This window comes from Taibaiella sp. KBW10 (assembly GCF_003852495.1).
Lineage (GTDB): Bacteria > Bacteroidota > Bacteroidia > Chitinophagales > Chitinophagaceae > Edaphocola.
The window spans coordinates 422,866-447,308 of record NZ_QAJI01000001.1; the positions used below are offsets into that span (position 1 = coordinate 422,866).

Below are 24,443 nucleotides of genomic sequence, written 5' to 3' on the forward strand. Positions count from 1 at the left end.
TTATTGAATCCCCTAAAAGACAGAATACAAATCAAAACTGTATATTTGTCGCAATATATTGATTACGATATGGCCACAAAAAATAAAACTAAGGACATGGAAGCGCAGATCTCCTTCGATGAGATGAAAGGCGAAGTATTAAAAGATTATGAATTGGCGGTCATGAGCCGTGAAGCGAGTCTTATTGGTAGAAAAGAGGTATTGACCGGAAAAGCAAAGTTTGGCATCTTCGGTGATGGAAAGGAACTGGCACAGATCGCTTTATCTAAAGTGTTTCAGGCAGGCGACTACCGTTCGGGCTATTACCGCGACCAAACCCTCATGTTTGCTACGGGCATGTCTACCGTAGAGCAATTTTTTGCACAATTATATGCCAATCCGACTACGGAACAAGAGCCATCTTCTGCGGGCCGCATGATGAACGGGCACTATGCCACGCGTTGGCTGGATGCCGATGGCGAATGGAAAGATCTGATGGCACAGCCTAACTCAACCAGCGACATTTCCCCTACAGCAGGGCAAATGGTACGCGCCCTGGGTGTGGCTTATGCTTCTAAACTATACCGCAATAGCGATAATTTAAAAGAAGGTTTTGAAAAATTTACGAATAACGGTAATGAAGTTAGTTTTTGTACCATAGGCGATGCCTCTACTTCTGAAGGCCATTTCTGGGAAACCTTGAATGCCGCTGCCGTATTGAAAGTACCTTTGGCTATTTGTGTTTGGGACGATGGTTACGGGATCTCTGTACCGCGTAAATACCAAACAGCCAAGAACTCTATCTCTGAAGCGACCGCCGGTTTTCAATATGATGAAAAGCTGGAAAGTGGTGTGGAGATTTACCGCGTGAAAGGATGGGACTATGCTTCTTTGGTTAAAACCTTTGAAGAAGGCGTGGCCCGTGTAAGAGAAAATCATATTCCTGCATTATTCCATATCCAGGAAGTAACGCAGCCGCAAGGTCACTCTACTTCAGGTTCTCATGAGCGATACAAATCTAAAGAACGCCTGGAATGGGAAAAAGAAATGGATTGTGTTCATAAATTAAGACAATTCATCCTGGATAATGCTATCGGCAATGAAGAAGAATTAACCGCAATTGAAGAAAAAGCAAAAGATGCGGCGCGTACAGCAAAACAATCGGCCTGGAATAATTTCATGGCGCCGATTAAATTGCAGATTGAGCAAAGTGCACAGCTGATTCAGCAAATTGTTATGGAAGGCCATGCAAGCGGCACGCAAATGGCTGCCTTGTCTCAGGAATTACAAAGCCTGAAAGAGCCGATTCGTAAAGATGTGTTCCGTACGGTACAGAAAGTATTAAAATTAGCCGGGGTCGACAATACGCCTGCTTTAAGAAACCTGCGGAATCATTACGATGCCCTGGCTGCTGAAGCACAGGATACCTTCAGCTCTCACCTGACTTCCCAGTCTAAATATGCCGTAAAGCATGTAGTGGAAGTAAAAGCTGAATATTCCGACAACAGCCCGGTACTAAATGGTTTTGAAGTACTGAACCAATATTTCGATCAAACCTTAAGCACCAATCCGGCAGTATTTGCCTTTGGAGAGGATGTGGGTAAGATCGGTGATGTAAACCAGGCTTTTGCCGGCTTACAGGAAAAACATGGCAAACTGCGCGTAAGCGATACCGGTATCCGGGAAGCTACGATTGTAGGCCAAGGTTTAGGCATGGCACTACGGGGTCTGCGTCCGATTGCGGAAATCCAATACCTTGATTATTTATTATATGGCTTACAGACCTTGAGTGATGATGTAGCCACCTTACAATACCGTACCAAAGGCGGGCAAAAATGCCCTTTGATTATCCGTACCCGCGGCCACCGCTTAGAAGGGATCTGGCATAGCGGTTCTCCGATGGGCATGATCATTAACGCCTTAAGAGGAATCAATATTTGTGTTCCGCGTAATATGGTACAAGCTGCCGGTATGTACAACACTTTACTAAAAGCCGATGAACCGGCAGTATTGATTGAGTGTCTGAACGGTTATCGCCTGAAAGAAAAGAAACCGGATAACCTGATGGAATTCACTATTCCTTTGGGGGTGCCTGAAATTGTACAAGAAGGAACCGATATTACCATCGTTTCTTACGGCTCTACCTTAAGGGTAATTCAGGAAGCTATTGATCTGTATTTAGCACCACAAGGAATCAGTTGTGAAGTTGTGGATGTACGTACTTTATTGCCTTTCGATACCAACCACAGCATCGTAAAATCATTAGAAAAAACCAATCGGATTATCTTTATTGATGAAGATGTACCGGGCGGAGCCAGTGCCTATATGTACCAACAGGTAATGGAACTGCAAGGCGGTTACAAATGGCTGGATGTAGCCCCGCGCACTTTGTCAGCGAAGGCACACCGTCCTGCTTATGCTACGGACGGCGATTATTTCTCCAAGCCTAATGCGGAGGATATTGCTGCGGTGATTGAGCAAATGATGGCAGAATAATTTTATCACAAAACCATATTTTATATAGAAGTAACATGGAAGAATTAAAAATTAAATTAAAACAACAAATCATCGAGTCATTGAACTTACAGGACATGAAACCGGAAGATATTGATGATGATGCGCCTCTTTTTGGTGATGGTTTAGGCCTGGACAGTATCGATTCTTTAGAACTGATCGTTTTACTGGAAAGAAACTACGGTATTAAGCTGGAAGACCCTAAAGAAAGCCGTAATATACTGAGCTCTGTTAATAGCATGGCCGCGTATATTCAGTCTAAACAACAAGGATAATTACCGGAAGCATATCGCATGCACAAAGTCGCTGTTTCTCAGAAGCAGCGACTTTGTTATACCGCAACGCAAGCGTACACTTTGCGCATACAATCAATACTCACGTCAAAAAACACCACTTTCTATGCATAACACTCCGGTCAATCGAGGCACACGGATAGCCACAATGCTTTTGGATCATGTCTTCATGACCATAATCATTATGTTCTTTTTCATGCCTGCATTCGCTTCTGTATTTACGACTGCTTTTAACGTAGAAAACCCCGAAGATCCTAATTTAAATTTTTTGTTCGGCGCAACCGGCTATATTGCCCTGTTCGGCTTTTCCCTATATTGTTGTAAAGACATTTTCAACGGGCGCAGCCTGGCCAAACGCATTTTAAAATTACAGGCAGTAGACCATAAATCAGGCCAGGTCGCTACGCCTTTCCAATGTTTCATAAGAGATTTATTTTGTCTCCTATGGCCTGTGGAGGCGATTATAGCCTTAATTAATCCCGACCGACGACTGGGCGATTATATTGCGGGCACAAGACTCGTGACCTATGACCCCAATCTGGCGCAACCCAAAATCAGCATACTCAGGATCCTGCCGCCAATAATTGTGTCCTATGGGTTTATCTTATTACTGGCTCAATTAATACCCAAGAACATCATGGAGCCCGTCGACTACAGCCCCACTTCTTATAACGCTTCGGAAAGCGCACAATTAGCGCAATTATTTTCGGACAGCCTGGGCACTTATCTCAGTGCGGAATGCAAAGTATATGATACCGTAAAGCAAAAACCCCTAAAGTACATTTCAACCGTCCTACATCTGAAGCAAAATTACCTGGATCAGGAGCAGCAATACCGGCAGTTCAACCAAAAAGTCACCGGTTTGCTTTACAGCCGTTTTCCGGAAGGCAGCTTCAATGGCAAGATTATGTATCTCTATAACGACAATCATCAATTCCGAAGCAGAACAACAACTATTAGTATTACAACACATCGCTAATTGGTATCCGTCTGGTTTAATTTTATCATTTACACTCCCGCTGACCATCAAATGAACCGCATAAACAAAAAGTGGAAACACGGGTATCTCTTTTTCTTCTTCTTGCCCATTTCGCTATCGGGCATTTATCTGTATATGCTCTATGCGCACCGGTACCAGCATGATAATATCGTGATTTTGTCCCTTTTTATGACCCTTAGTTTTCCAATAGCCTTTCCGTTGCACTACCTTAGGCTTAAAGAAACAAAATGGTATGGCCGTTTAGGTAATGCTTTGCTCACTATAGGCTGCGTCATTCCCTTCCTTTTGGGCATGTTGCACCTGGAACGATATTACTGCGCTTACCAGCTAGAACATTACCGGAGTACCGCCTATGGAACTATATCCTGTTTTACAACGAATAAGGTTAAGGGCACAACGAATCATTACGCACAAATAGATTATACCTTTGAAGGAAAAGCATACACGCAAAGTATCGGTAACAATGAAGACCTTTATAAAGTTGGGGATAAACTTAAACTCGGAGTATCCTATAAAGACCCGGAAATATATACCGTTATTGAAATAATAAGCGAACCCTATTAATACAAAAAAACAAGGTTTTATGCATCCGGAACTCCTTTTATTCCTTGACCAGTTTCCTGACTTAAGTCTTGAAGACAAAGCCGCTATGGCGCGACAGATTACAGTCGTGGAAGCGGCTAAGGGCACGATCCTTATCGAAGAAGGCGTAATTAGTCAGGACTGCTATTTTGTACTTAAAGGTTGTTTGCGGCAATACCGGCTTGTAGACGGTTTGGAACAAAGCACTACGTTCTATACCGAAGGACAGGCCGCCGTTTTGTTTACCAGCTATACACTGCAAACACCTACCGATCATTTTTTATCTTGCCTGGAGGACAGCGTTTTCCTGATCGGGAATCCCGTAAAGGATGCGGCCCTGTATGCCCAATTTCCACAGCTGGAGCAGATTACCAGAAGGATGATGGCAGAGGATTTCGGAAAGACACAAGACCACCATGCCCGCTTCATGCACGCCTCCGCAGCAGAACGTTATCTACAGCTGTTGCAGGATCGCCCGGATTTATTACAAAGAGTACCCCAACATCAACTCGCCAGCTATCTCGGTATTACCCCGGAGTCGCTGAGCCGGATTCGCAAACGGATACAAAAAACTAAATAGCTTTTTTGCTTTTCCCTCCTTTGACAATAAGCCATAAGGCCAAAGCCAATTCGCCTAAAGCCATAGGCAAACTCAATAGGGCTTCAAGGGTCAATCGATAAGCTGCATAGCCCGGCCATATTATCGGCAAGCCATGAGCCGCGATATAAGCCAGCCCTGCAAGCAAGAGCAACGCCGCTCCTGTTTTGGGTAGCGGTGTATAGCGGAACAGTAAGTAAGCCAATAATCCCAGGTGTATCCCAAAGACCAACAAGGCCATAGACCAGATGGCCGTAAATGCCTGAAAACAATAAAGGACAATTGTTCCCTTAGCTGCAACAGCAGGTAAGGAAGAAAGCAAAAAGGCCAAAGGTGCTAATGCGACACCCAGTAATGCGGTATACATAATCCTGAAACAGGCTGTCAATAAAGATAGCGCAGCATGCCAGGGTTTTAAGAAATAATACAATGCCCAGGATACCAAAATATCCAAAACCAATATCCCAATAAAAGCCAGGAAGAGCCATCGGAATAATGATTCATGAGCAGTCAGCTGCTGTACGGTAGCTAACTCATCATGGGCAATATATATCTGGTTAAACCCAAATCCATAAGCAAAACCGGCCAATGCTGCCATGAGTAAAAGGGACCAACCGGCACAAAGCGCCAGCTGGCGTGGAGTAGCAGTATTCATTACTTATCTTTTGGCAAAAATAACCTGCCTCCTTCGATCTGCTCCTTGACTTTAGATAAGAAATAAAGGAAATGCCTGATCACCATTAAATAAAAAAAATGGGGATATATATTCATCACAACAAATACTTCTGTCGTATTTAATCGCTTTTTGTTTTTATCAAAGTGCGTACAATCGTAAGAAAACGGAAGGTTCCTGCCCTACTTCATTTCCTTCAAAGCCCGGTTCAGGCTGCGGATATTCACGCCCAGATAAGCCGCCATATCATCTTTAGAAAGCCTGATTTGTTGTTTTTCCTGCAAGGCCAAAAGCTTGGCCAATCCATGTTCTGTGGTATAGAGTTGCTGAAATGAAGCCCTGCTACTGGTATAGACCACCCTTTCAGCCAATTCCTCCAGCAAGATCCGGTTAAAGGCCAAATCCTGTTCCAGTAAAGAATGAAATAAGGGAAGAGACAGCGCATAGGCCTGCACTATGGTGATCGCCTCAATAGAACAGAGACAATCGATCTTACGAAGTACTTCAATCTCACCTACAATTTCGCCCACACCTAAAAATTCTACAATATATTCCTTGCCATTGGCCTCACTAAAGAAGCACTTGGTGATTCCCTCTTTAAGAATCATTACCTTGGTCTGTTGCTGCCCCTGGTGCAGCAACAACGACCCCTTATCAAATGACTTCAGGACAATATGCTCTTTGCGCTCCTGTTCGGCATAAAGCTTTTCCGCAAAAGACAATAAAGAAAGATTGGTCAATAACATAGGCCCGGGACAAATGTCCTTTTTAGGAAGAAATACAATCCTGACTTTTGCAGGGATACAGTACAAAAATAACATGAAAAATAATATCTCCGTCATTGCTTTTGATGCAGACGACACCCTTTGGGTTAACGAACCTTATTTCCAGGAAACCGAGCAAAAATTCTGTGCCCTGCTGGAAGCCTATGTACCCCGGCATATTGCCGCGCAGGAGCTGTTCAAAACAGAGATGGCCAACCTGCATTTATACGGTTATGGGGTAAAAGGGTTTATGCTTTGTATGATTGAAACGATTGACCGGGTTTCCAAAGGCAAAGCGAGTATCGCTCTGATTGAAGCCAGCATAGCTTTGGGTAAAGAACTACTCCAAAAACCAATCGTACTACTCGATCAGGTGGCAGAAACCTTACAAAGTTTACAGGGAAAATACAAACTGGTGATGGCCACCAAAGGAGACCTGCTGGATCAGGAGCGGAAGTCAAAACAATCGGGTCTACAATCTTATTTTCACCATATCGAAATCATGAGTGATAAGAAGGAAGGGGATTATCAAAAACTGATGAACCACCTGGATTGCCGCCCGGATCAATTCCTGATGATTGGCAATTCGCTCAAATCAGATGTGTTGCCCGTACTGGCTTTGGATGCCTATGCGGCGCATATCCCCTATCATACAACCTGGGCGCACGAGCATACGGAGCAAGTCCCGGAACATCCCCGTTTGATGACCTTAAACGCTATTCAAGACATTTTAAATTATATATCCTGATGAAAACAGCCCTAGATATAACACAATGGTCGCGTAGAGATCATTTCGCGTTCTTTTCACAATTTGAAGAACCTTTTTTTGGAGTTACGGTAACCGTAGACGTAACCAACGCTTATGAACAAGCCAAAAAACAAAATATTTCCTTCTTTCTGTATTACCTGTACCGGGCCTTAAAAGCAGCTAATGAAATTGAAAATTTCCGGTATCGTATTATTGATGAAAAAGTATTTATTTTTGATCAGGTAAATGCGTCGCCAACCATTAATCGTCCTAACGGCACTTTCGGTTTTGCTTATATGGACTATACACCGGAAGCAGCGCAGTTTTACACCCATGCACAAGAAGTGATTGCAGCCGTCCAGGTGACAGAAGGATTAAGACCGGCTGTTTCGGGAGAAAACGTCATTCAATTTTCTGCCTTGCCCTGGATCGATTTTTCGTCCATTTCGCATGCCCGGAGTTTTAGTTTTGCCGATAGCTGTCCTAAAATTTCTTTTGGGAAAGTAAGCACACAGGAAGGCCGAAAAACGATGCCGGTCTCAATACATGTACATCACGGTTTAATGGATGGATATCATGTAGGACTATATATCGAGGCTTTTCAAAAACAATTAGATCAGGTTTAAATCGCACATATGAACAGTCACATCAGACCAGAAACAGCGGCAGATTATACAGCAGTCTACACCATCAATGCAAAAGCATTTACACAAGATGGGGAAGCGAAATTGGTGGCGGCCTTGCGCCATAATAAAGATGCCTTTATTCCCGAACTCTCGCTTGTCGCGGTAAAAGGAACGGAAGTGATCGGGTATATTCTATTCACCAAAATTAGCATTGTCTCAATAGATCAAAAAATATTCGAGAGCCTGGCTTTAGCACCCGTTGCCGTCGATCCGGAATACCAGCAACAAGGCATTGGAAAGGCACTCATACAATATGGGCTGGATAAGGCGAAAGCATTAGGATACGCGTCTGTTATTGTATTAGGGCACGAAGCATACTATCCAAAGTTCGGCTTCGTACCGGCGGTAAAATGGCAGATCAAAGCACCATTCGAAGTACCCGAAAATGCCTTTATGGGTCTGGAATTAATTCCGGGCAGCTTAACAAATGTTAGCGGAACAGTACGTTATGCTAGAGAGTTTGATAACGTGTAAGAATAAATAGATAAATGCTTGTATACAATACATAAAAAGCACCGCCNNGGCGGTGCTTTTTATGTATTGTTGTTTTCTTTTCCCAAAGACCTATAATCTGAAAGAGATCGGAATCACTACAGGCAATGCTTTGACAACACCATCTTCCTTACCCGGTTTCCAAACCGGCATTTCATTGATTAAACGCAAGGCTTCTTCATCACAGCCCATTCCGACGCTGCGCACAATTTTGGCATTCGTTATTTTACCCGTTTCCGTTACGGTAAAGGAGACGTAAACTACACCTTCTTTTTTAGCCGATTTGGCTTTTTCCGGGTAGTTCAAATTAGCATCAATATATTTTTGTAATTCCGGTTTTCCACCTACAAATTCTGGTTCAGGATCCAAGTCCTTACTGGCAGACTTAGATTGTGCGTACATCGCCTGACTGATCATTACCGCCGGTAATAAAAGGGCACCAATCAATAGTACTTTTTTCATTTTGCTACGATCTATCATAAGTTTATTTATTGGTGTTTAGACTTTATCAATGATGTAAAGTTAAAGGAATCTACATTAAATAGTCCTTTATCCGTCATTTTTAAAGAAGGGATTACCGGAAGTGCCATAAAAGAAAGGGTCATAAAAGGCGCCGCGAGGCGACAGCCGAGGGTCTTTGCGGCAAGGTCAAGGCTTTCATAAGCTGCCGCCGCTTCCAACGCAGTTTTATCCGTAATCAATCCGGCAATAGGCAAAGGCATAAGGTTGATCTGGTCACCCTCCGCCACGACAATCCCACCGCGGGAAGCCACCAAGGCATTTACAGCCGATTGCATTGCTTCATCCGTAACCCCAACCACCACAATATTGTGGCTGTCATGCGCAACAGTAGAGGCAATAGCACCGCGCTGCAATCCGAAATTACGGATAAAGCCTAAAGCGACCGGAGCCTCTTTATAGCGGTTCACAACGGCAATCTTTAGTACATCCTGGCTAAGGTCACTATTCAACACACCCGCTTCAACAGCGAGCTGTGCTGTGGCGACAGTCGTAATCAACTGTCCTTCCAAAGCCTCAATAACCTGTACCGATACAGAAGCCGCATCTTTTACCTCCAGCCTGAAGTCCGCTGCCTGTACGGGATGACGGTTGAAATGATTAATAATAGCCGGGGTAAAAGGTGTTTCAAAATTTTCACCTGCTGCGGCAACCATATGCCCGTCAATATAAGTTTGCAGCACGTCAAAAGTACTGAGATTACTGACCACAATAAAGTCTGCGGCATCTCCTACCTGCAATTGCCCCACCTCCAGTGCATAGTGTTCGACAGGCGCAATACAAGCAGCATACAACACATCAAAAAGATCAAAGCCTTTGGCTACTGCACGGGCGACTAATTGATTAATATGACCCTTTATCAACTCGTCAGGGTGCTTGTCATCGCTGCAAAACATCAAGGCTTCCGGGTGACTGGAAAACAGATCAACCAAGGCCTCAAAATTCTTTGCAGCACTCCCTTCCCGTATTAAAATCTTCATTCCGTGTTTGATCTTATACAGTGCTTCTTCCAGGCTGGTACATTCATGATCGGTACTGATACCGGCACCGGCATATTGCGACACATCCGCCTCCGACATGTGCGGGGCATGGCCATCTATAGGTTTTTGATAATGCCCGGCCCAATGTAGCTTTTGCATTACTTCCGCATCTTTATACAAGACCCCGGGAAAATTCATCATTTCCGCCAGGTACTTGATCTCCGGTTGCGCCATCAATATTTTGATCTGTTCCGCATCAATTACAGCTCCGGCCGTTTCGAAGCCGGTTGCCGGTACGCAGGAAGGAGCGCCGAAGTTAAATTTCAGGGCAGCATGACGGGCATTGTCGATCATATATTGTATTCCTTCCATACCGCAAACATTGGCAATTTCATGCGGATCGGACACCGTTGCTATCGTACCAAAGGTGGTCGCAACCCGGCTAAAAGCCGTAGGGGTCAGCATAGAACTTTCAATATGAATATGCGCATCAATAAAGCCGGGCATAATATATACTCCCGGTACCGTCTCCAGGCGTTCAATACGATTTATTTTACCTTCTTCAACACTAATCTTTGCAGGGTATATGGCCCGCTGTTGCAGGTCGACTAATTGTCCTTCTATTTCAAACTTTAGGGGCATCATCAGAATCTTTTGTATTTTAGTGTCTAAGCATAAAAATAACCTATTTTTGGTCCGTGTTTTTGCTTTTAGAAACATTTTTTATATAAAATATGAGAGAAGGACATTTTATAAAAGTAAATAAAGAACGTTGGGATAGTTATCTAGCAGAAACGAATGATCCGGATGAACTGGCCAAAAGATTTGCATACCTGGTAGATGACCTGGGTTATGCCAAAACGCATTATCCACAAAGCAATACGATCAAATATATCAACAGCATTGCCGCTAATATTTATTTGTCTATCTACAAAAACAAAAAAGAAAAAGGCAATAAATTCAAACTGTTTTTCCTGGAAGAATTGCCTTTGATTATGTACCGAAACCGGAAAACCTTATGGTATACTTTTTTGTTCTTCATGGCATTCATGCTGCTCGGTATTTTCTCCTCCTGGAGAGACCAGAGTTTTGTAAGGGGCGTATTGGGCGATCAGTATGTAGACATGACCATGTCTAACATCGCTTCAGGCGATCCGTTTAAAGTCTATAAAGAACAAAATGAATTCAGCATGTTCTTATCCATTACCTGGAATAATATGCGGGTCATGTTTTTATTCTTTTTGTCGGGTATTACCTGCTCGGTGGGTACGATCTATTTATTATTTAAAAACAGTTTGATGCTGGGGGTTTTTGAACAAATGTTCTTTGCCCATAAACTGGGCTTTAAGTCAATACTGGTCGTCTTTACCCACGGCACGCTGGAGATTTCCGGTATGATCATTGAAGCAACCGCAGGTTTGGTTATGGGCAATGCCATCTTGTTTCCCGGTACCTATACCCGTAAACAATCATTTGTGCGTGGAGCAAAGGATGGCATCAAGATTGTAGTAAGCCTGATCCCGATTGTGATTACAGCAGGCTTCTTTGAAAGCTATATTACCCGCCATACCGAAATGCCTTTGGTGCTGAATATCCTTATCCTGACTGCCTCGCTGGCCTTTATTGTTTTTTATTTTATCCTGTTTCCGCAAAAAGTGGCCAAACGCCTGTCTTTGCAGCATGTGGACTTTAAGTAAAATTAAACTTAAAATCAGCATGCCTTTTAAGATATTAGTATATTTGAATCATTAAAATCAACCTTATTATATGAGCGAAGAGAAAGCTGGTAAGTTCGGGGGAATCCTGGGAGGATTGCGCAAACTTATTTTCACAGATGAACAGATAGCAAAAGACGAACCAAAGACCCCTTCGGAGCACATTACAAAGAAAGAGGAACCCACACCCGCAACGCCCATTACTTCAAATAACCTGCAGACGGCAAACCTTAGCAATGAGGAAGCGGTAACGGAAAGCGAGCTTATTGAAAAAATGTATAAACTCTTCGATAGCCTAAACAAACCGGGCGTCGATTTTTTTGAATTGTGGAATGCGGCAGAGGCCATGGGCGGACCTACAGTACAAAATATACAAAATGCTTACACAACTTTAAAAATCCTGGGATTAAGCAAAGAAAGTTTGCTGCAATCGGGTAATGCTTACGTAACCGAATTGGATGAGAAGATTAATACGGATATCCGGAGCAAACAACAGGAAAAAACGGGACTGTTAGCACAACAAGAACAGGAAAAAAGACAACTGAGCCAACAACAGGCTGATCTGCAAAAACAGATTGAAGGCCTGCAACAAAGTTTACAACAAACGAATGATAAACTCGCACTGGTGGATTCAAAATACAGCAAACCGGTAGCTGTTATCGACCATAAAATACAAGTAGGTCAGAAAGCCTTGCAAATGGTAACTAACAAAATGAAAACCGTCCTACAAACTATAGAAACCTCTGTACAATAAAAACAAAAAACATGGCTACACAAAACCAATCCTTAACCACAATAGATAAGCGTACGCTACCCAGCGAGCTGACGCAATTACCCATCTTTCAGGTAATCGGCAATCAATTACCCACTACGGTACAAAAGGTGGCCTCCAATAAAACCTTTGCTTCGGTTATCTATTGGGCTGCCCTGATCGGCGGCGCATTTTTCTTTTTCAAAATGCTCCCTACCCTGATTCATTACGCCAGTATGACCATATGGCTCATCGTAATGTCTATCGTTATTGTGGTATTGATCATGCTCTATCCTAAGATCGTTAATTTGCTTTATACTTTGGGGGCTACTTTATTATTTAAAGGGGAAAAAGCGATCGTCCGCAATAATCCGATCACGACCCTACAGTTACTATTGAATGATGCAAAGGATACCTTGAAAAAAGTTAGAGATAAAATCGCGAGTGTGGATGGGGTGCGCATCAATATGATTGATGAAGCCAGCAGAAGCAAGGAAGAGGCAGAGAAGAAATACGGACAGGTAAAATACCTGACGGAAGAGGCGGGAAAACTGGAAAAAGAAGCCCTGGTTTTTGAAGAAAAAGGAATGCAGGAAAAAGGAAATGCCCTTAAAAGAGAAGCAAAAGAAACCAGGGTAAATGCAAGCCTGCGGATGGAAGAAGGTAAAGCCTCCGAACAAATGGCCAGACAGTATACCCAATACAGCAATCAGTTTAGCAAAGTACTGGAGGTATTAAAAGACAATGAAAGCGGTTCCCGCATTTATGTAAATGCACTGGGCAGTACCATCAATATCATCAGTAAAAAAGTAGAAGCGACCAATAAAATGCGCTCTGCAACGGAGGGCTTGGCCGACGTTTTTGAAATAAAAGATGGCTGGAAATACCAGGAGGCCATGGATGCAGCCAGCAGCCTGATCAGCCAAAACATCGGAAGAATCCGTAGTAACCTGGAATTCTTAGATCAGAATAATGCCATCACGATTGGTGCGAATGTAAGTCAGGCCGAGCTGGAAAGTTTTGTAAAACAAATAGACGGTGGCCGCCTGGAAACATTAAATATTACGGAGATGAGCGATGCAAATTATGAATTAACTCCGGAAGAGAAAGTAGATAAGGGTTTTAATATCTTAGATTAGTTTTCTGTTTTATAAAACACGCACTTTCATTTTCTTTTGACCATAAACTTCATTAATCTTATGACAACTAATAATCAACCCTCTACATGGTCTCGCTTAAGATGGCCGATTAAAGCTTTAATCATTGCCTTGCCTCTCGTAGCCTTATTGTGGATCGCACAAAAATCCGGCTGGATCGACAAGCTCAATGAGCAAACAAGCACGGCAAGCAGTCCAAGCCTGCCCAATGCAGATAATGATCAGAAAAAAGGACAAACCACCGAAACAACGACCAGCGGGGAGCATCGTTCTTTCAACTTTAGCCCGGTAGCACCTGTAAACGGAACCCTGAAAGGTGTGGTAGAAGTAGGCGCTTCAGGATTTAATTCCTTTGTTATCAATGTAGATAAAGACAAAAACTGGGAAATAAAAAGTAAAGACTTCGGTCAGTCTTTTGTATATGAAGGTTTGGCCTCTACAGAAGATATCCGCTTAGGCCTAAAGAAATATATCGCGGCCATGGCAGAGAAAGGCGTAAAAAGCAATAATATTCATTTTATCATCAGTTCTGGTGCCCAAAAAGAACCTAAAACCGGCCCGATTGCTGATGAGCTGAAAAAGATGGGTTATGTGGTGAACTTAGTTACCGCAGAGCAGGAAGGAAAGCTCGCCTTAAAATCGGTATTGCCCAAGGCTTATTATGATAATGCTTTTGTGGTAGATATCGGGAGTGGTAATACTAAAATATCTTATCCAAACGCAAGCGGCTTAACTTCTTTAGAAGCACCTGGTGCAAAATATTATGAAAAAGACATGACTGATGCAGCGGTATTTCAGGAAGTAAAAACCAAAGCACAATCAATCCCGGCGGCGAAGCGTAAAGTTTGTTTCATCATAGGTGGTGTGCCGTATGAACTGGCTAAAAAGACCAGACAAGGAGAGGAGCGCTATACCGTATTGAATGCACCCGATACTTATAAAGCCGGAGACAGCAAAAAAGTATCCAGTGGTTTAAACATATACAAAGCACTCGTAGACGCTACAGGATGTGACACTTTTGTATTTGACTGGGATGCGAATTTCTCTATAGGGTTTATCTTATCCTTATAAAGTTACTGATTAGGATAAACATAAATGCGGCGGCTATCATTGATAACCGTCGCATTTATGTTTTATATCTTGATTCCCGATTACAATTTCATGGTAACGATTTTCGTCGGATCGAGGTTAGCATTACGCATGGCCACATTACGGGCTATCTTCTTAGCAATATCGGTAAACGCGTTTAAAGCTATCGGCTCATCATTTAATACCGCAGGAAAACCTCTGTCGGCCCCTTCTCTGATACTTTGCACCAAAGGAATTTCTCCTAAAAACGGCACCTCAAACTGATCAGCCAAAGATCTACCTCCATCTTTCCCGAAGATGTAGTATTTATTTTCAGGCAATTCTGCCGGAGTGAAATAAGACATATTTTCCACTACGCCTAAAATAGGCACGCTAATGTTCGCATTTTTAAACATCATCATGGCTTTTTTAGCATCTGCCATAGCCACATTCTGCGGCGTGGTTACAATCACCGCACCCGTAATCGGAATGGTCTGTACCAGCGTCAGGTGAATATCTCCCGTGCCCGGCGGTAAGTCAATAATCAAATAATCCAGCTCCCCCCAATACACGTCAGAAACAAATTGTTTCAAGGCCGAAGTGGCCATAGGCCCCCGCCAGATCACGGCTTGCTTTTCATCTACCAATAAGCCGATGGACATTACTTTTACTCCGAAGCGCTCTAATGGTTCGATCATACCCTTGCCATTAACTTCACGCATCATCGGACGCTCTCCCTGTATGCCGAACATGATAGGTGCTGACGGACCGTAAATATCCGCATCCATGAGGCCCACTTTCGCACCTTCTTTTGCCAAAGCAATGGCCAGATTGGTCGACACGGTAGATTTACCTACCCCACCTTTACCCGAACCTACCGCGATAATATTTTTTACTTGAGGCAGCATTTCGCTTCCGTCTGCATTGCGGGAACTTAATACACGCGCGGTCATGTGTACCACTATAGTAGCCTCTTTATCGACAAATATTTTTATCGCATTGATACAGGCCTTGTGGATCATTTCCTTCATTGGACAGGCAGGCGTGGTCAGTTCGACGGTACATTCGATATGATTACCTTCAATCTTTATATCCTTAACCATGTTTAAGGTCACAATGTCTTTACCAAAATCGGGATCATCTACGTTTGATAATGCCTTGAGTACGTCCGCTTCCGTTATCATATAGTACAATTATATATTTTTATCAATTTGATGTGCAAATTTAATACAGTCTGCGCGACTTATTTTAAGATTTAACATACTAAATTCAGAAAAAATATAGTTTTATACAAAAGTAAAGCCCCATAAAACGATCTTTATATCTTTACGCCCATATATTATGAGCAACCAATATAAAACAGTATTTTTGTTCCGTATGAATCTAACCATAAGCAAAGTATTATTACTCTTATTTTTCCTGTGCGGCAGTACGGCTCTTTTTGCACAAAATGATCGTCTCGTGCAAGTAACGGGTGTTGCTAAAATGAAAGACACTTCTGATGTAATCCCTTATATGGGTGTTTTTGTTAAGAACAAGAATGTAGGTACCCTAACGAATGAAAACGGGGTATTCTCTTTGCTTTGTTATAAAGGAGATACATTGTTATTCAACCGCGTTGGTTTTCGCAGCAAAGAGCTGGTGGTACCGGCTACTTTAGACCAGAATTTTTTTACGACCGTGCAGTATTTTGTACAGGATACATTTTACCTGAAAGAAGCCATAGTGCGTCCTTACCTGAACGCTGCAGAGTTTGACTATGCAATGCGTTATAAGCAATACGACGGAGATATGTATGATGCCATCAAGGAAAATACCAGTAAGGAAGTGGTTAAAATGATGATGCGCAATATGCCTAGAAGCGCCGGAGAAAATGCGGCTTTCTTACAGGGGCAGCAAGCAACCCAGGCCACCTATTATGGCCAACAAGCACCGGTAGGGCTTTTCAATCCTTTTAAATGGGCTGAATTCTACAAAGCCATCCAAAGGGGCGATTACCGCAGCGACAAGAAAAAATAAACAGATTGAAAGATATAAGCAAAGATAAAGGCCTCCTGATGGGAGGCCTTTATCTTTATACTAAGACTTATTATTATACTTAATTATTATTGTATGGCTGCAATACCCGGCAAAACCTTGCCTTCAAAGAATTCCAGTAAAGCACCACCACCGGTAGATACATAGCTCACTTTATCTGCAAATCCGAATTTATTGACCGCCGCAACGCTGTCTCCACCGCCTACCAGGCTGAAAGCACCTTTTTCTGTAGCGGCAACAACGGCTTCCGCTATGGCTTTCGTTCCTTTTTGGAAAGCTTCCATTTCGAATACTCCCATAGGGCCATTCCATAAAATAGTGCGTGAATTAGAAACGATGTGCTTGAAATCTTCTATCGCCTTTGTACCGATATCTAAACCCATCCATCCTGCTTCAATATGCATATTATCGGCTTCTTTGGTTTGGGCATCCGGGGCAAATTTATCGGCGATGAGGCTATCTACGGGTAAATGAATATTTACACCTTTAGCCTTAGCTTTTTCCAGTAAGGCTTTGGCCATATCCAAACGATCATCTTCACATAAAGAACTGCCGATATCACCACCTAAAGCCTTATAAAAGGTATAGGCCATGCCTCCTCCGATAATAATATCGGTTGCTTTTTCTAAAAGGTTCTCAATGATCAATATTTTATCAGATACTTTCGCCCCACCGATAATCGCGGTAAAGGGTTGCTCCGATTGAGACAATACTTTTTGCGCCGCGGTTACTTCTCCTTCCATCAGCAAGCCAAACATCTTGGCAGGCGTATCAAAGAATTGTGCGATAACCGCTGTGGACGCGTGTGCACGATGTGCCGTTCCAAAAGCATCATTTATATATATATCACCATATCCGGCCAGTTTTTCGGCAAAATCGGCATCTCCTTTTTCTTCTTCTTTATAATAACGCAGGTTTTCTAAAAGCAAGACCTGTCCTGGTTGTAAGGCAGCTGCTTTTTCACTTGCTTCGGCACCCAAACAATCATCGGCAAACTGTACCTCTATACCCAAAAGCGCAGCAAGATGATCTACAATACGGCTCAGCGAGAAATCCGCTTTAGTCAGCTCGGGCTTCTTTTCCATGTCTTTTACCGGACGGCCCCAGTGGCTCATCAGGATTACACTACCTCCCTCTGTCAATACCTTCTGAATTGTAGGTAAGGCGGCTTTGATTCTCGTATCATCAGTAATTTTACCATCCTTAATCGGTACATTGAAGTCTACCCGAATCAGGGCTTTCTTGCCCGAAAAGTCAAAAGTTGAAAACTTGCTCATAGCTTTATTAAAAAATTTGAGTGCAAATATACAGATATTTAATATCCCCTTTCCACACAATCGGCAGCCAATTATATTTTGTATCTTTATAATGATGCATAAACATTATTCCCAGTAAAAAGAAAATATTTATATTTGTTTGCCACCAATAAATATATAATCTTTGTTCAAATATTATTACCCAAATGAAATTACGTTCCCTATCTAAGTATCCCTTCTTCCTTGCTGCTTTTTCCATGATTTACCTACTGCCTTCTTGTAATTCCGATTCGGGAGATAACAAGGGGGGTATACTATCCGGGATTTCTGATGCCTTCTCCTCTGAAGTCAGTAAAGAAGCCATGACCAAAGCATTATCTGCCCAATATACCCAGACAAGCGATTCCGCAGCCAGCCCTGCAGCGCAATTAAGAAATATCAGCACCCAGGTAAAGGCGGTATATGAAAAAAATGACCATAAACCGATTTGGCTGAAAGGCGATAAATTTTCTGATCAGGCTTCCGGTTTTATCAACTCTTTAGAGCAATTAAAATGGGATGGACTTGATCCGGAAAAATATCAATTATCCAGACTAAAAAAGTGCCTTAGTGCCTCGAAAGCAACAGAAGATTCACTGGCCCGTTGGGACATCCTGTTTACAGAAGCCTATGTAGGCGCAGCGCGGGACCTTACCTTCGGTCTTATAAATCCTGCGGAAATTGATAAGGAATGGCATGCCGATAACGACAGCACCTTTACGGTAGTTGATGACCTCGCTAAACTGGGTACTGATAAAAGCGCTACTGACTTAAAGAACTATCGCCCGCTGAATCCGCGTTATGCCCTGATGCAAAAAGAGCTGCAGAAATGGAACGGCCTAAAATCAGATACAGCCTATATTAAGCAGAAAAGCATTGTAAGCACCGGCGATATGGCTGCCGCACAATATATCATCAAAAAGGAGATTAGTTCTACGGCAACGGATACTAATTTAATTAAAGCTTACCAGTACCTGAATCACCTTTCTGCGAACGGCAAGATTGATGTCGAAACCATCAAAACCTTACAACGCAGTCCTGATGATTATGTGCGTTTGCTAAAAATCAATATGGAGCGCTTGCGCTGGTTGCCCAATACAATGGCCGGCCAATATATCTGGGTGAGCATTCCGCAGACAGAAATTGATTATTATAAAAACGGCAATAACCTGTTTCATAACCGTTCCGTAGTGGGTTCCAGAACAACGCGCACTCCCACGATTTTGAAACCGATGCAGAATATAGTGATCTGCCCGCCATGGACCCTTCCTTTGTCTATTGTGGGAAAAGAGTATGGTGGTCGTATTCCGAGTTACTACGAAGTATATTCTGGTGGCAAGCGGGTACCCAATGGAGTGGTGAACGCCTCTAACTACCGTAAATATACCGTAAGGCAACCGGCAGGACCCAGAGCGGCTCTAGGTTATGTAAAGTTCAACTTACCCAACCAATGGGACATTTACCTGCATGATACGCCGGGTAGATATGTATTTGCCAATAAATCACGCTACCTGAGCCATGGCTGTGTACGGGTAAAAGATCCGAGAACGCTGGCGGCACTTATCCTGGAAGATAAGAACATCGGGATTGACTCAATCAACACGATGATTGCTAAAAACAGGACAAAACAGATTCCAACAGACCTTATTCCGGTATACATTACCTATACCACTGCTAATGCAGACAGTGCTTTTCAAAATATCATCTATCTGAATGATCCTTATAAAAAAGATTCTGTTCTGGTCGCAAAATTCAAATAATCATCTGCACCATAACCGCATTCAAAAAAGAGGCCGGTACGTTAAAACGTACCGGCCTCTTTTTATTTTTATATCGATTATTCTATCTTACAATACTGACACTTTATGGATATAAGATTGCCCGTCTACGATGAAACTAAGCGTATATACTCCTTTGGGTAAGCCGCTGATATCATAAGCATTATTACCGCTTTTAACTTTCAGGGTTCTTACATTCTGACCCAGTGCATTTAATAACTGCATATCGATTACTTTGTTCAGGGTAGAACTGATATTCACGTTACTGCTTGCCGGATTAGGGTAAACATTGATATTTTTATTTCCTTTATCCACACTGCTAATGCCTACGGCATTGTCGCCTCCTATCCCTACGGCATACCAGGCATGTTTTACCATTTTATATTCTACACTATTGGTATCATTACCATACAGGTCTAAAGTCGCCTGCAAGCTACCGGTATAAGCATCCAGATAATCTGCGTTGCTGGTCAGGTATTGCATCAGGTTTCTATAAGCGATTTTCTCTGCTTTCTCCATACCAATGGCCGTTACGTTATACGTTTTCCCATTGTCATTTGTTCCGGAACCACCTTGACACAATAAATAGAACCACTTATTTTGTATGCCACTGTTAGTGTGTACACCACCATTATCATTATTGCCATTCGTAGGATCTATCCAATATTGTCCGCCATAAGTATGTGGATTTTGTCTTAACTTAGGATTGGCCATCGAGCGTAAAAAATTGGTTCCGATAAACACCTCTTCACCGATAGTCCAGTTCGCAACCGTCGGTTTTGCATAAAACTCAACACAGGTACCAAAAATATCCGCAAAAGATTCATTTAAGGCGCCGGATTCGCCTGTATAGGCCAAACCGCCGTTCCCATTATGGCCAACCACCATGTGGGAAAATTCGTGTCCTGTTACGTCCAGCGCTACAAAGGGATTGTAAGTAGCACCATCGCCCATACCGTATACCATCGCATTGTATGGATCAGGCATGGCTGCGGCATTATTTTGTGTAAATGCTGAGGGCCATACGCCATTCACATAATTCATGATCTTACCGCCATTATCATCATAGCTCGTTCTGTTAAAGACCGTCTTGTAATAATCGTATGTTTGCTCGATACCCCAATGGGCATCCAAAGCAGGATTTTTAGTCTTAGTTACCACATAATTACCGGCATTATTGGCTGTATCGCTCCAAGGGAAAGTACCTACTCCTGTAATATTAATCGGAAAGAGTATCGTATCTGATGCAAATCCCGTCGAAAGATTAAGCTTTGCAAAAGTACCGGTATAAGTGGTACCCGATTCCGGAAATACAAACAGGTTACGAGTAACTATAGGTAACGTAAGAGCGTTGAATTTAATGTCTGGCCAGGAAGCCATTGCTTCAGGTACGGCGGTAGAACTGCCCAGTACAGTCGCAGTTGGAAAAGCCGTGGTACCCCATCCTAAACCATTAAGGAAGTTACTATTGCTGCTGACTGCCGACAACCTGATCGACATCAATGCCGGTTTTTCGGTCCATTCGGTAGATAGGTCATGATATTCTTTAGCCAGAGGGAAAATGTTTGGGTTTCCGAAGCTTTGGTCCATATCGGCACCGCTTGCATCCATTGTTTCTATATTACGGGCATTATCACGCAAACGATAATGAGGTCCTACACTATCCGTAACAATCGTTTGTATACCGCTCAGGAAGGTATGTGCCGTAGCATTTACATCCTGGTGCGCGATCAGGTTTACGGCTTTTAAAACCGTACCACTCGCTGCATCTACAAATACATTTTTCATAACGACCTTACCTTCTGTGGTCTTTCCGTCAATTCTCACCAAATAGGCCAAAGCAAAATCGTTATTTCCTTTAGGATTAAGGCTTACAATTGTTAAGTTGGCCGGATAAGTATTGAGTAAACTTTTTATAGACAAGCTATTTTGCGCTGCGGTTACTGCCTGTACTTTATCAATACCGGCAGTGGTGCTCAAATCAGTGATAGATGCTACACGCCCATTAATCGATTCAATCGTATTACCTTTAGTATGTACCAATAAAGTCGCTCCTTCAACTTTCACGTTTTTATAGAATTGCTGATAGGCATAATGGGTGTAACCTAAACGATCGGTACTTGTTTTTTCCAGAGAGAAACTATGTCCGTTAGGCAGATCTAATAAACGCACCAGGTTTTTATCAATATCTTTTGCAATAACGTTTTTGCCTCTGAAGGAGACCATTACCTTGCCGTTTTCTAAGGGAATAGCGGTCAAAGCAGTGGGGTTGTTATTTTGTTGCGCAAATACAGTCATTCCGGTACCGGATAACATACCTGACAATAATAACAGGGAGGTGAATTTTGGGTATTTCATGCTTACTGGTTTAAAAGAGTACTTTGAAGGTTAAATAATAATGATCAAAAAAGGTTTCCAAAGTTAAACGATAAAAATGGGAAAGCAATTATTACATATGCTAAAATAATGATATCGTAAATTTAACATATCACACCCCTAAGCCGAAGAATCACAGGACTATATAGCGCTCCAGATAAGTTATTTCGGTCTCTGCCGCTCTGGCCTCAAGTTCGAATTTATTATGATAATAGCCTTTTCTGATCGATTCTATGGTATAAAGCAGGAGGAACCAAAAAAAGCCGTAACGTAGAAACTGCTCCACATGCTTTAGTTCGTGGCGCAGCCATCGTTCACTGGAAAGCAGGTCTTTTTTAGTGGCATTATGAAGATATATGGTACGCCCTACGGTTATAGCCATGGTGCTGCTTTTTAAATTATAAGCAGCAAGTCTTGCCAATAGCGCGTTTTCCTTAATTTTGATTTTCATTACAGACAATCCTTATCCTTCAAAAGACAATACAGATCATGCAAATTAAACATATAATTCAGGAAATAGAACAATTTGCACCCCTCTCCTACCAGGAAAGCTATGATAATAGTGGCGTACAGGTCGGGGATATCAACCTTGAATGCAGTGGCGCGCTACTCAGTCTGGACATTACAGAAGCCGTGATTGAGGAAGCCATTGCCTTAGGCTGTAACCTGATTATTGCCCATCATCCCCTCATCTTTTCCGGGCTTAAAAAAATAACGGGTAAAAATATGGTTGAGCGCTGCATCATCAAAGCCATTCATCATAACATTACCTTATATGCGGCCCACACCAACCTGGATAATATGCAACAGGGGGTCAATCAAAAAATAGCGGACAAACTGGGTTTGCAGGATACGCGCATCTTAAGGCCGGCGAATAATAACCTCTACAAACTATATACCTATGTACCCCTTCATGCGGCTGAGGAGCTCAAAACAGCCCTTTTTGCCGCCGGTGCCGGGCAGATTGGCAATTATGCCGAGTGTAGCTTCAGCACAGTGGGTACCGGGAGCTTTCGGGGCAATGAACACAGCCGGCCCAAGATCGGTACTGCCGGGGGGGCCAGAGAAGAGCTGAGCGAGGTAAAATTGGAAGTATTGGTACCGGCACACTTACGTTATACCCTTATCAATGCCCTAAAAGCAGCCCACCCCTACGAAGAGGTCGCTTATGAACTGGTCGCAATCGCCAACCAAAACCAAACAATAGGTTCGGGTATGATCGGTACCCTGGCTGAGCCGATGGCAGGTAGCGATTTTTTAAGGCATATCAAACAAAACCTAAGCGCCACCTGCATCCGCCATACGGACATGATCAAGCCTATGATACAGAAGATAGCCGTCTGTGGCGGTAGCGGTAGCTTTTTACTGGCCGATGCAATGGCAGCCGGAGCCGACCTTTTCCTCACGGCAGACTATAAATATCACCAGTTTTTTGAAGCGGAACAGCAAATTGTGATTGCAGATATTGGCCATTATGAGAGTGAACAATTTACCGTCGAAATATTTGATGCCATTATAAATAAAAAATTTCTTAATTTTGCAGTTCATTTGTCGAAGACGAATACAAACCCGATAAATTATTATTTCTAATATGGCTACAGTAGCAAAAGACTTCTCTATTGAAGAAAAATTGGTTGCAGTACTTTCTTTGCAAAAGATTGATTCTAAAATTGATGAATTGCAAACATTGAAAGGGGAATTACCAATGGAGGTGAAAGACCTTGAAGATGACGTAGAAGGTCTGCAAACCCGCATCAATAATGTAGATGCTGAAATAACAACGATTAACGATTACATTACTTCCCGTAAGGACGCGAAACAAGAAGCGGAAGCGCTTATCGCCAAATACGAAAAGCAACAAGATAATGTAAAGAATAGCAGAGAGTTTGAAGCGATTACGAAAGAAATAGAAATGCAAAACCTGGAAATGCGCCTTTGCGATAAAAACGTAAAAGATGCATTAGTAGAACTTCAGGAGCGCGAGACGGTAAAAAATCAAAATTTAAGCCTGATCGAAGCAAAAAAAGAAATGCTGGCTCAAAAACAAGAAGAGTTAGAAAAGATTATTAAAGAAACAGAAAAAGAAGAATCGGCTTTAGCAGAACGTTCTGAAGCAGCTAAAGAAAAAGTAGATGCCCGTTTATTCGGTGCCTATGAGCGTATTCGTCAAAGCTACAAAAACGGCTTGGCTGTAGTTCCGGTATTGAGAGACAGCTGTGGTGGTTGTTTCAACATCATCCCGCCACAACGCCAAACAGAGATCATGCAACGTAAGAAAATTATCGTATGTGAGCACTGTGGTCGTATCCTGGTAGATATCGATTTGAATGACTCCGTTCAGTCCGCTTAATCAGGATTCTTAAAATTATATTAAAATAGCAGCGATATCCTTATCGCTGCTATTTTTTTGCGTGAAATATAATGCAGCTGCCCGCATT

The 24,443-nt window shown here is 42.6% G+C and carries 24 protein-coding genes; 16 read left to right on the forward strand and 8 right to left on the reverse strand.

Annotated features, from left to right (window positions below; all coding sequences use genetic code 11):
* The first annotated feature begins 96 nt into the window (after window positions 1-96).
* The 5 genes from DBR32_RS01765 (at window position 97) to DBR32_RS01785 (ending at window position 4,948) form a co-directional block, all read left to right on the forward strand.
* The gene (locus DBR32_RS01765) at window positions 97-2,475 is read left to right on the forward strand and encodes a thiamine pyrophosphate-dependent enzyme (protein ID WP_233559632.1); all 2,379 of its coding nucleotides are present in this window, start codon (window positions 97-99) and stop codon (window positions 2,473-2,475) included.
* Between the two features lie 35 nt (window positions 2,476-2,510).
* The gene (locus DBR32_RS01770) at window positions 2,511-2,768 is read left to right on the forward strand and encodes a phosphopantetheine-binding protein (RefSeq protein ID WP_124634566.1); all 258 of its coding nucleotides are present in this window, start codon (window positions 2,511-2,513) and stop codon (window positions 2,766-2,768) included.
* Window positions 2,769-2,892: 124 nt separating this feature from the next.
* Entirely contained in the window at window positions 2,893-3,765 is an 873-nt protein-coding gene (locus DBR32_RS01775; RefSeq protein WP_124634567.1) for an RDD family protein, read from the forward strand.
* A 51-nt stretch (window positions 3,766-3,816) separates the two neighbouring features.
* A complete protein-coding gene (locus DBR32_RS01780; protein ID WP_124634568.1) occupies window positions 3,817-4,350 on the forward strand; it encodes a hypothetical protein in 534 nt (177 codons plus the stop codon).
* A gap of 19 nt (window positions 4,351-4,369) precedes the next feature.
* Window positions 4,370-4,948 carry a Crp/Fnr family transcriptional regulator gene (locus tag DBR32_RS01785; RefSeq protein ID WP_124634569.1) on the forward strand — a complete coding sequence of 193 codons (579 nt, stop codon included), beginning with the start codon at window positions 4,370-4,372 and terminating at the stop codon, window positions 4,946-4,948.
* Here the strand turns inward: DBR32_RS01785 and DBR32_RS01790 are convergent.
* Window positions 4,941-5,621: a DUF4386 domain-containing protein gene (locus tag DBR32_RS01790; protein WP_124634570.1), complete on the reverse strand. Its 681-nt coding sequence runs from the start codon at window positions 5,619-5,621 to the stop codon at window positions 4,941-4,943. The genes DBR32_RS01785 and DBR32_RS01790 overlap by 8 nt on opposite strands.
* Before the next feature lie 200 nt (window positions 5,622-5,821).
* Complete coding sequence (locus tag DBR32_RS01795) at window positions 5,822-6,460, reverse strand: Crp/Fnr family transcriptional regulator (RefSeq protein ID WP_199724293.1); 639 nt, start codon at window positions 6,458-6,460, stop codon at window positions 5,822-5,824.
* Between DBR32_RS01795 and DBR32_RS01800 the strand changes: the two genes are divergently transcribed.
* From DBR32_RS01800 to DBR32_RS01810, 3 genes are read left to right on the forward strand one after another with little or no spacing between them, the layout of a single operon-like run.
* Window positions 6,459-7,151: an HAD family hydrolase gene (locus DBR32_RS01800; RefSeq protein WP_124634571.1), complete on the forward strand. Its 693-nt coding sequence runs from the start codon at window positions 6,459-6,461 to the stop codon at window positions 7,149-7,151. The genes DBR32_RS01795 and DBR32_RS01800 overlap by 2 nt on opposite strands.
* Window positions 7,151-7,777, forward strand: a complete 627-nt coding sequence (locus DBR32_RS01805) for a chloramphenicol acetyltransferase (protein WP_124634572.1) — start codon at window positions 7,151-7,153, stop codon at window positions 7,775-7,777. Before DBR32_RS01800 ends, DBR32_RS01805 begins: the two co-directional genes overlap by 1 nt.
* 9 nt (window positions 7,778-7,786) lie before the next feature.
* Complete coding sequence (locus tag DBR32_RS01810) at window positions 7,787-8,311, forward strand: GNAT family N-acetyltransferase (protein ID WP_124634573.1); 525 nt, start codon at window positions 7,787-7,789, stop codon at window positions 8,309-8,311.
* Between the two features lie 90 nt (window positions 8,312-8,401).
* Here the strand turns inward: DBR32_RS01810 and DBR32_RS01815 are convergent, their stop codons facing one another.
* Together DBR32_RS01815 and ade are read right to left on the reverse strand one after the other, a co-directional pair.
* Window positions 8,402-8,791: an energy transducer TonB gene (locus DBR32_RS01815; protein WP_158605878.1), complete on the reverse strand. Its 390-nt coding sequence runs from the start codon at window positions 8,789-8,791 to the stop codon at window positions 8,402-8,404.
* Between the two features lie 26 nt (window positions 8,792-8,817).
* Window positions 8,818-10,473 (reverse strand): adenine deaminase, encoded by a 1,656-nt coding sequence (gene ade / locus DBR32_RS01820; protein WP_233559633.1) that lies wholly within the window; start codon window positions 10,471-10,473, stop codon window positions 8,818-8,820.
* A gap of 89 nt (window positions 10,474-10,562) precedes the next feature.
* On the opposite strand from ade, the gene DBR32_RS01825 reads away from it, so the two are divergent.
* The 4 genes from DBR32_RS01825 to DBR32_RS01840 all read left to right on the forward strand — a co-directional run bounded on the left by DBR32_RS01825 (window position 10,563) and on the right by DBR32_RS01840 (window position 14,522).
* Window positions 10,563-11,525 (forward strand): stage II sporulation protein M, encoded by a 963-nt coding sequence (locus tag DBR32_RS01825; protein ID WP_124634575.1) that lies wholly within the window; start codon window positions 10,563-10,565, stop codon window positions 11,523-11,525.
* A 70-nt stretch (window positions 11,526-11,595) separates the two neighbouring features.
* The gene (locus tag DBR32_RS01830) at window positions 11,596-12,297 is read left to right on the forward strand and encodes a hypothetical protein (protein ID WP_124634576.1); all 702 of its coding nucleotides are present in this window, start codon (window positions 11,596-11,598) and stop codon (window positions 12,295-12,297) included.
* A gap of 11 nt (window positions 12,298-12,308) precedes the next feature.
* Window positions 12,309-13,433, forward strand: a complete 1,125-nt coding sequence (locus tag DBR32_RS01835) for a hypothetical protein (RefSeq protein WP_124634577.1) — start codon at window positions 12,309-12,311, stop codon at window positions 13,431-13,433.
* Window positions 13,434-13,493: 60 nt separating this feature from the next.
* Window positions 13,494-14,522, forward strand: a complete 1,029-nt coding sequence (locus DBR32_RS01840; RefSeq protein ID WP_124634578.1) for a hypothetical protein — start codon at window positions 13,494-13,496, stop codon at window positions 14,520-14,522.
* A gap of 80 nt (window positions 14,523-14,602) precedes the next feature.
* Here DBR32_RS01840 and DBR32_RS01845 read toward each other — a convergent pair whose 3' ends face one another.
* Window positions 14,603-15,703 carry an Mrp/NBP35 family ATP-binding protein gene (locus tag DBR32_RS01845; protein WP_124634579.1) on the reverse strand — a complete coding sequence of 367 codons (1,101 nt, stop codon included), beginning with the start codon at window positions 15,701-15,703 and terminating at the stop codon, window positions 14,603-14,605.
* 157 nt (window positions 15,704-15,860) lie between these two features.
* Here DBR32_RS01845 and DBR32_RS01850 point away from each other — a divergent pair, with 157 nt between their 5' ends.
* Window positions 15,861-16,538, forward strand: coding sequence for a carboxypeptidase-like regulatory domain-containing protein (locus DBR32_RS01850; RefSeq protein ID WP_124634580.1), 678 nt, complete (start codon window positions 15,861-15,863; stop codon window positions 16,536-16,538).
* 86 nt (window positions 16,539-16,624) lie between these two features.
* Here DBR32_RS01850 and pgk read toward each other — a convergent pair whose 3' ends face one another.
* Window positions 16,625-17,833 carry a phosphoglycerate kinase gene (gene pgk / locus DBR32_RS01855; RefSeq protein WP_124634581.1) on the reverse strand — a complete coding sequence of 403 codons (1,209 nt, stop codon included), beginning with the start codon at window positions 17,831-17,833 and terminating at the stop codon, window positions 16,625-16,627.
* A gap of 185 nt (window positions 17,834-18,018) precedes the next feature.
* On the opposite strand from pgk, the gene DBR32_RS01860 reads away from it, so the two are divergent.
* Window positions 18,019-19,611 (forward strand): L,D-transpeptidase family protein, encoded by a 1,593-nt coding sequence (locus tag DBR32_RS01860; protein ID WP_124634582.1) that lies wholly within the window; start codon window positions 18,019-18,021, stop codon window positions 19,609-19,611.
* A gap of 87 nt (window positions 19,612-19,698) precedes the next feature.
* Here the strand turns inward: DBR32_RS01860 and DBR32_RS01865 are convergent, their stop codons facing one another.
* The gene (locus tag DBR32_RS01865; RefSeq protein WP_124634583.1) at window positions 19,699-21,987 is read right to left on the reverse strand and encodes a M4 family metallopeptidase; all 2,289 of its coding nucleotides are present in this window, start codon (window positions 21,985-21,987) and stop codon (window positions 19,699-19,701) included.
* Window positions 21,988-22,138: 151 nt separating this feature from the next.
* Window positions 22,139-22,456 carry a DUF4157 domain-containing protein gene (locus tag DBR32_RS01870; protein ID WP_124634584.1) on the reverse strand — a complete coding sequence of 106 codons (318 nt, stop codon included), beginning with the start codon at window positions 22,454-22,456 and terminating at the stop codon, window positions 22,139-22,141.
* A gap of 38 nt (window positions 22,457-22,494) precedes the next feature.
* Between DBR32_RS01870 and DBR32_RS01875 the strand changes: the two genes are divergently transcribed.
* On the forward strand, window positions 22,495-23,595 hold the full coding sequence (locus tag DBR32_RS01875) for a Nif3-like dinuclear metal center hexameric protein (protein ID WP_124634585.1): 1,101 nt from the start codon (window positions 22,495-22,497) through the stop codon (window positions 23,593-23,595).
* A gap of 1 nt (window position 23,596) precedes the next feature.
* Complete coding sequence (locus DBR32_RS01880; protein ID WP_124634586.1) at window positions 23,597-24,355, forward strand: zinc ribbon domain-containing protein; 759 nt, start codon at window positions 23,597-23,599, stop codon at window positions 24,353-24,355.
* Window positions 24,356-24,443 lie beyond the last annotated feature (88 nt).

Bases quoted from the DNA above. Each gene is read 5' to 3' on its own strand.
- DBR32_RS01790 (WP_124634570.1), bottom strand. From the start codon at position 5,621: ATGAATACTGCTACTCCACGCCAGCTGGCGCTTTGTGCCGGTTGGTCC.
- DBR32_RS01770 (WP_124634566.1), top strand. From the start codon at position 2,511: ATGGAAGAATTAAAAATTAAATTAAAACAACAAATCATCGAGTCATTG.
- DBR32_RS01860 (WP_124634582.1), top strand. From the start codon at position 18,019: ATGAAATTACGTTCCCTATCTAAGTATCCCTTCTTCCTTGCTGCTTTT.
- DBR32_RS01785 (WP_124634569.1), top strand. From the start codon at position 4,370: ATGCATCCGGAACTCCTTTTATTCCTTGACCAGTTTCCTGACTTAAGT.
- DBR32_RS01810 (WP_124634573.1), top strand. From the start codon at position 7,787: ATGAACAGTCACATCAGACCAGAAACAGCGGCAGATTATACAGCAGTC.
- DBR32_RS01830 (WP_124634576.1), top strand. From the start codon at position 11,596: ATGAGCGAAGAGAAAGCTGGTAAGTTCGGGGGAATCCTGGGAGGATTG.
- DBR32_RS01805 (WP_124634572.1), top strand. From the start codon at position 7,151: ATGAAAACAGCCCTAGATATAACACAATGGTCGCGTAGAGATCATTTC.
- DBR32_RS01815 (WP_158605878.1), bottom strand. From the start codon at position 8,791: ATGAAAAAAGTACTATTGATTGGTGCCCTTTTATTACCGGCGGTAATG.
- DBR32_RS01795 (WP_199724293.1), bottom strand. From the start codon at position 6,460: ATGTTATTTTTGTACTGTATCCCTGCAAAAGTCAGGATTGTATTTCTT.
- DBR32_RS01865 (WP_124634583.1), bottom strand. From the start codon at position 21,987: ATGAAATACCCAAAATTCACCTCCCTGTTATTATTGTCAGGTATGTTA.
- DBR32_RS01775 (WP_124634567.1), top strand. From the start codon at position 2,893: ATGCATAACACTCCGGTCAATCGAGGCACACGGATAGCCACAATGCTT.
- DBR32_RS01845 (WP_124634579.1), bottom strand. From the start codon at position 15,703: ATGATAACGGAAGCGGACGTACTCAAGGCATTATCAAACGTAGATGAT.
- ade (WP_233559633.1), bottom strand. From the start codon at position 10,473: ATGATGCCCCTAAAGTTTGAAATAGAAGGACAATTAGTCGACCTGCAA.
- DBR32_RS01835 (WP_124634577.1), top strand. From the start codon at position 12,309: ATGGCTACACAAAACCAATCCTTAACCACAATAGATAAGCGTACGCTA.
- DBR32_RS01850 (WP_124634580.1), top strand. From the start codon at position 15,861: ATGAGCAACCAATATAAAACAGTATTTTTGTTCCGTATGAATCTAACC.
- pgk (WP_124634581.1), bottom strand. From the start codon at position 17,833: ATGAGCAAGTTTTCAACTTTTGACTTTTCGGGCAAGAAAGCCCTGATT.
- DBR32_RS01800 (WP_124634571.1), top strand. From the start codon at position 6,459: ATGAAAAATAATATCTCCGTCATTGCTTTTGATGCAGACGACACCCTT.
- DBR32_RS01880 (WP_124634586.1), top strand. From the start codon at position 23,597: ATGGCTACAGTAGCAAAAGACTTCTCTATTGAAGAAAAATTGGTTGCA.
- DBR32_RS01780 (WP_124634568.1), top strand. From the start codon at position 3,817: ATGAACCGCATAAACAAAAAGTGGAAACACGGGTATCTCTTTTTCTTC.
- DBR32_RS01840 (WP_124634578.1), top strand. From the start codon at position 13,494: ATGACAACTAATAATCAACCCTCTACATGGTCTCGCTTAAGATGGCCG.
- DBR32_RS01875 (WP_124634585.1), top strand. From the start codon at position 22,495: ATGCAAATTAAACATATAATTCAGGAAATAGAACAATTTGCACCCCTC.
- DBR32_RS01870 (WP_124634584.1), bottom strand. From the start codon at position 22,456: ATGAAAATCAAAATTAAGGAAAACGCGCTATTGGCAAGACTTGCTGCT.
- DBR32_RS01765 (WP_233559632.1), top strand. From the start codon at position 97: ATGGAAGCGCAGATCTCCTTCGATGAGATGAAAGGCGAAGTATTAAAA.
- DBR32_RS01825 (WP_124634575.1), top strand. From the start codon at position 10,563: ATGAGAGAAGGACATTTTATAAAAGTAAATAAAGAACGTTGGGATAGT.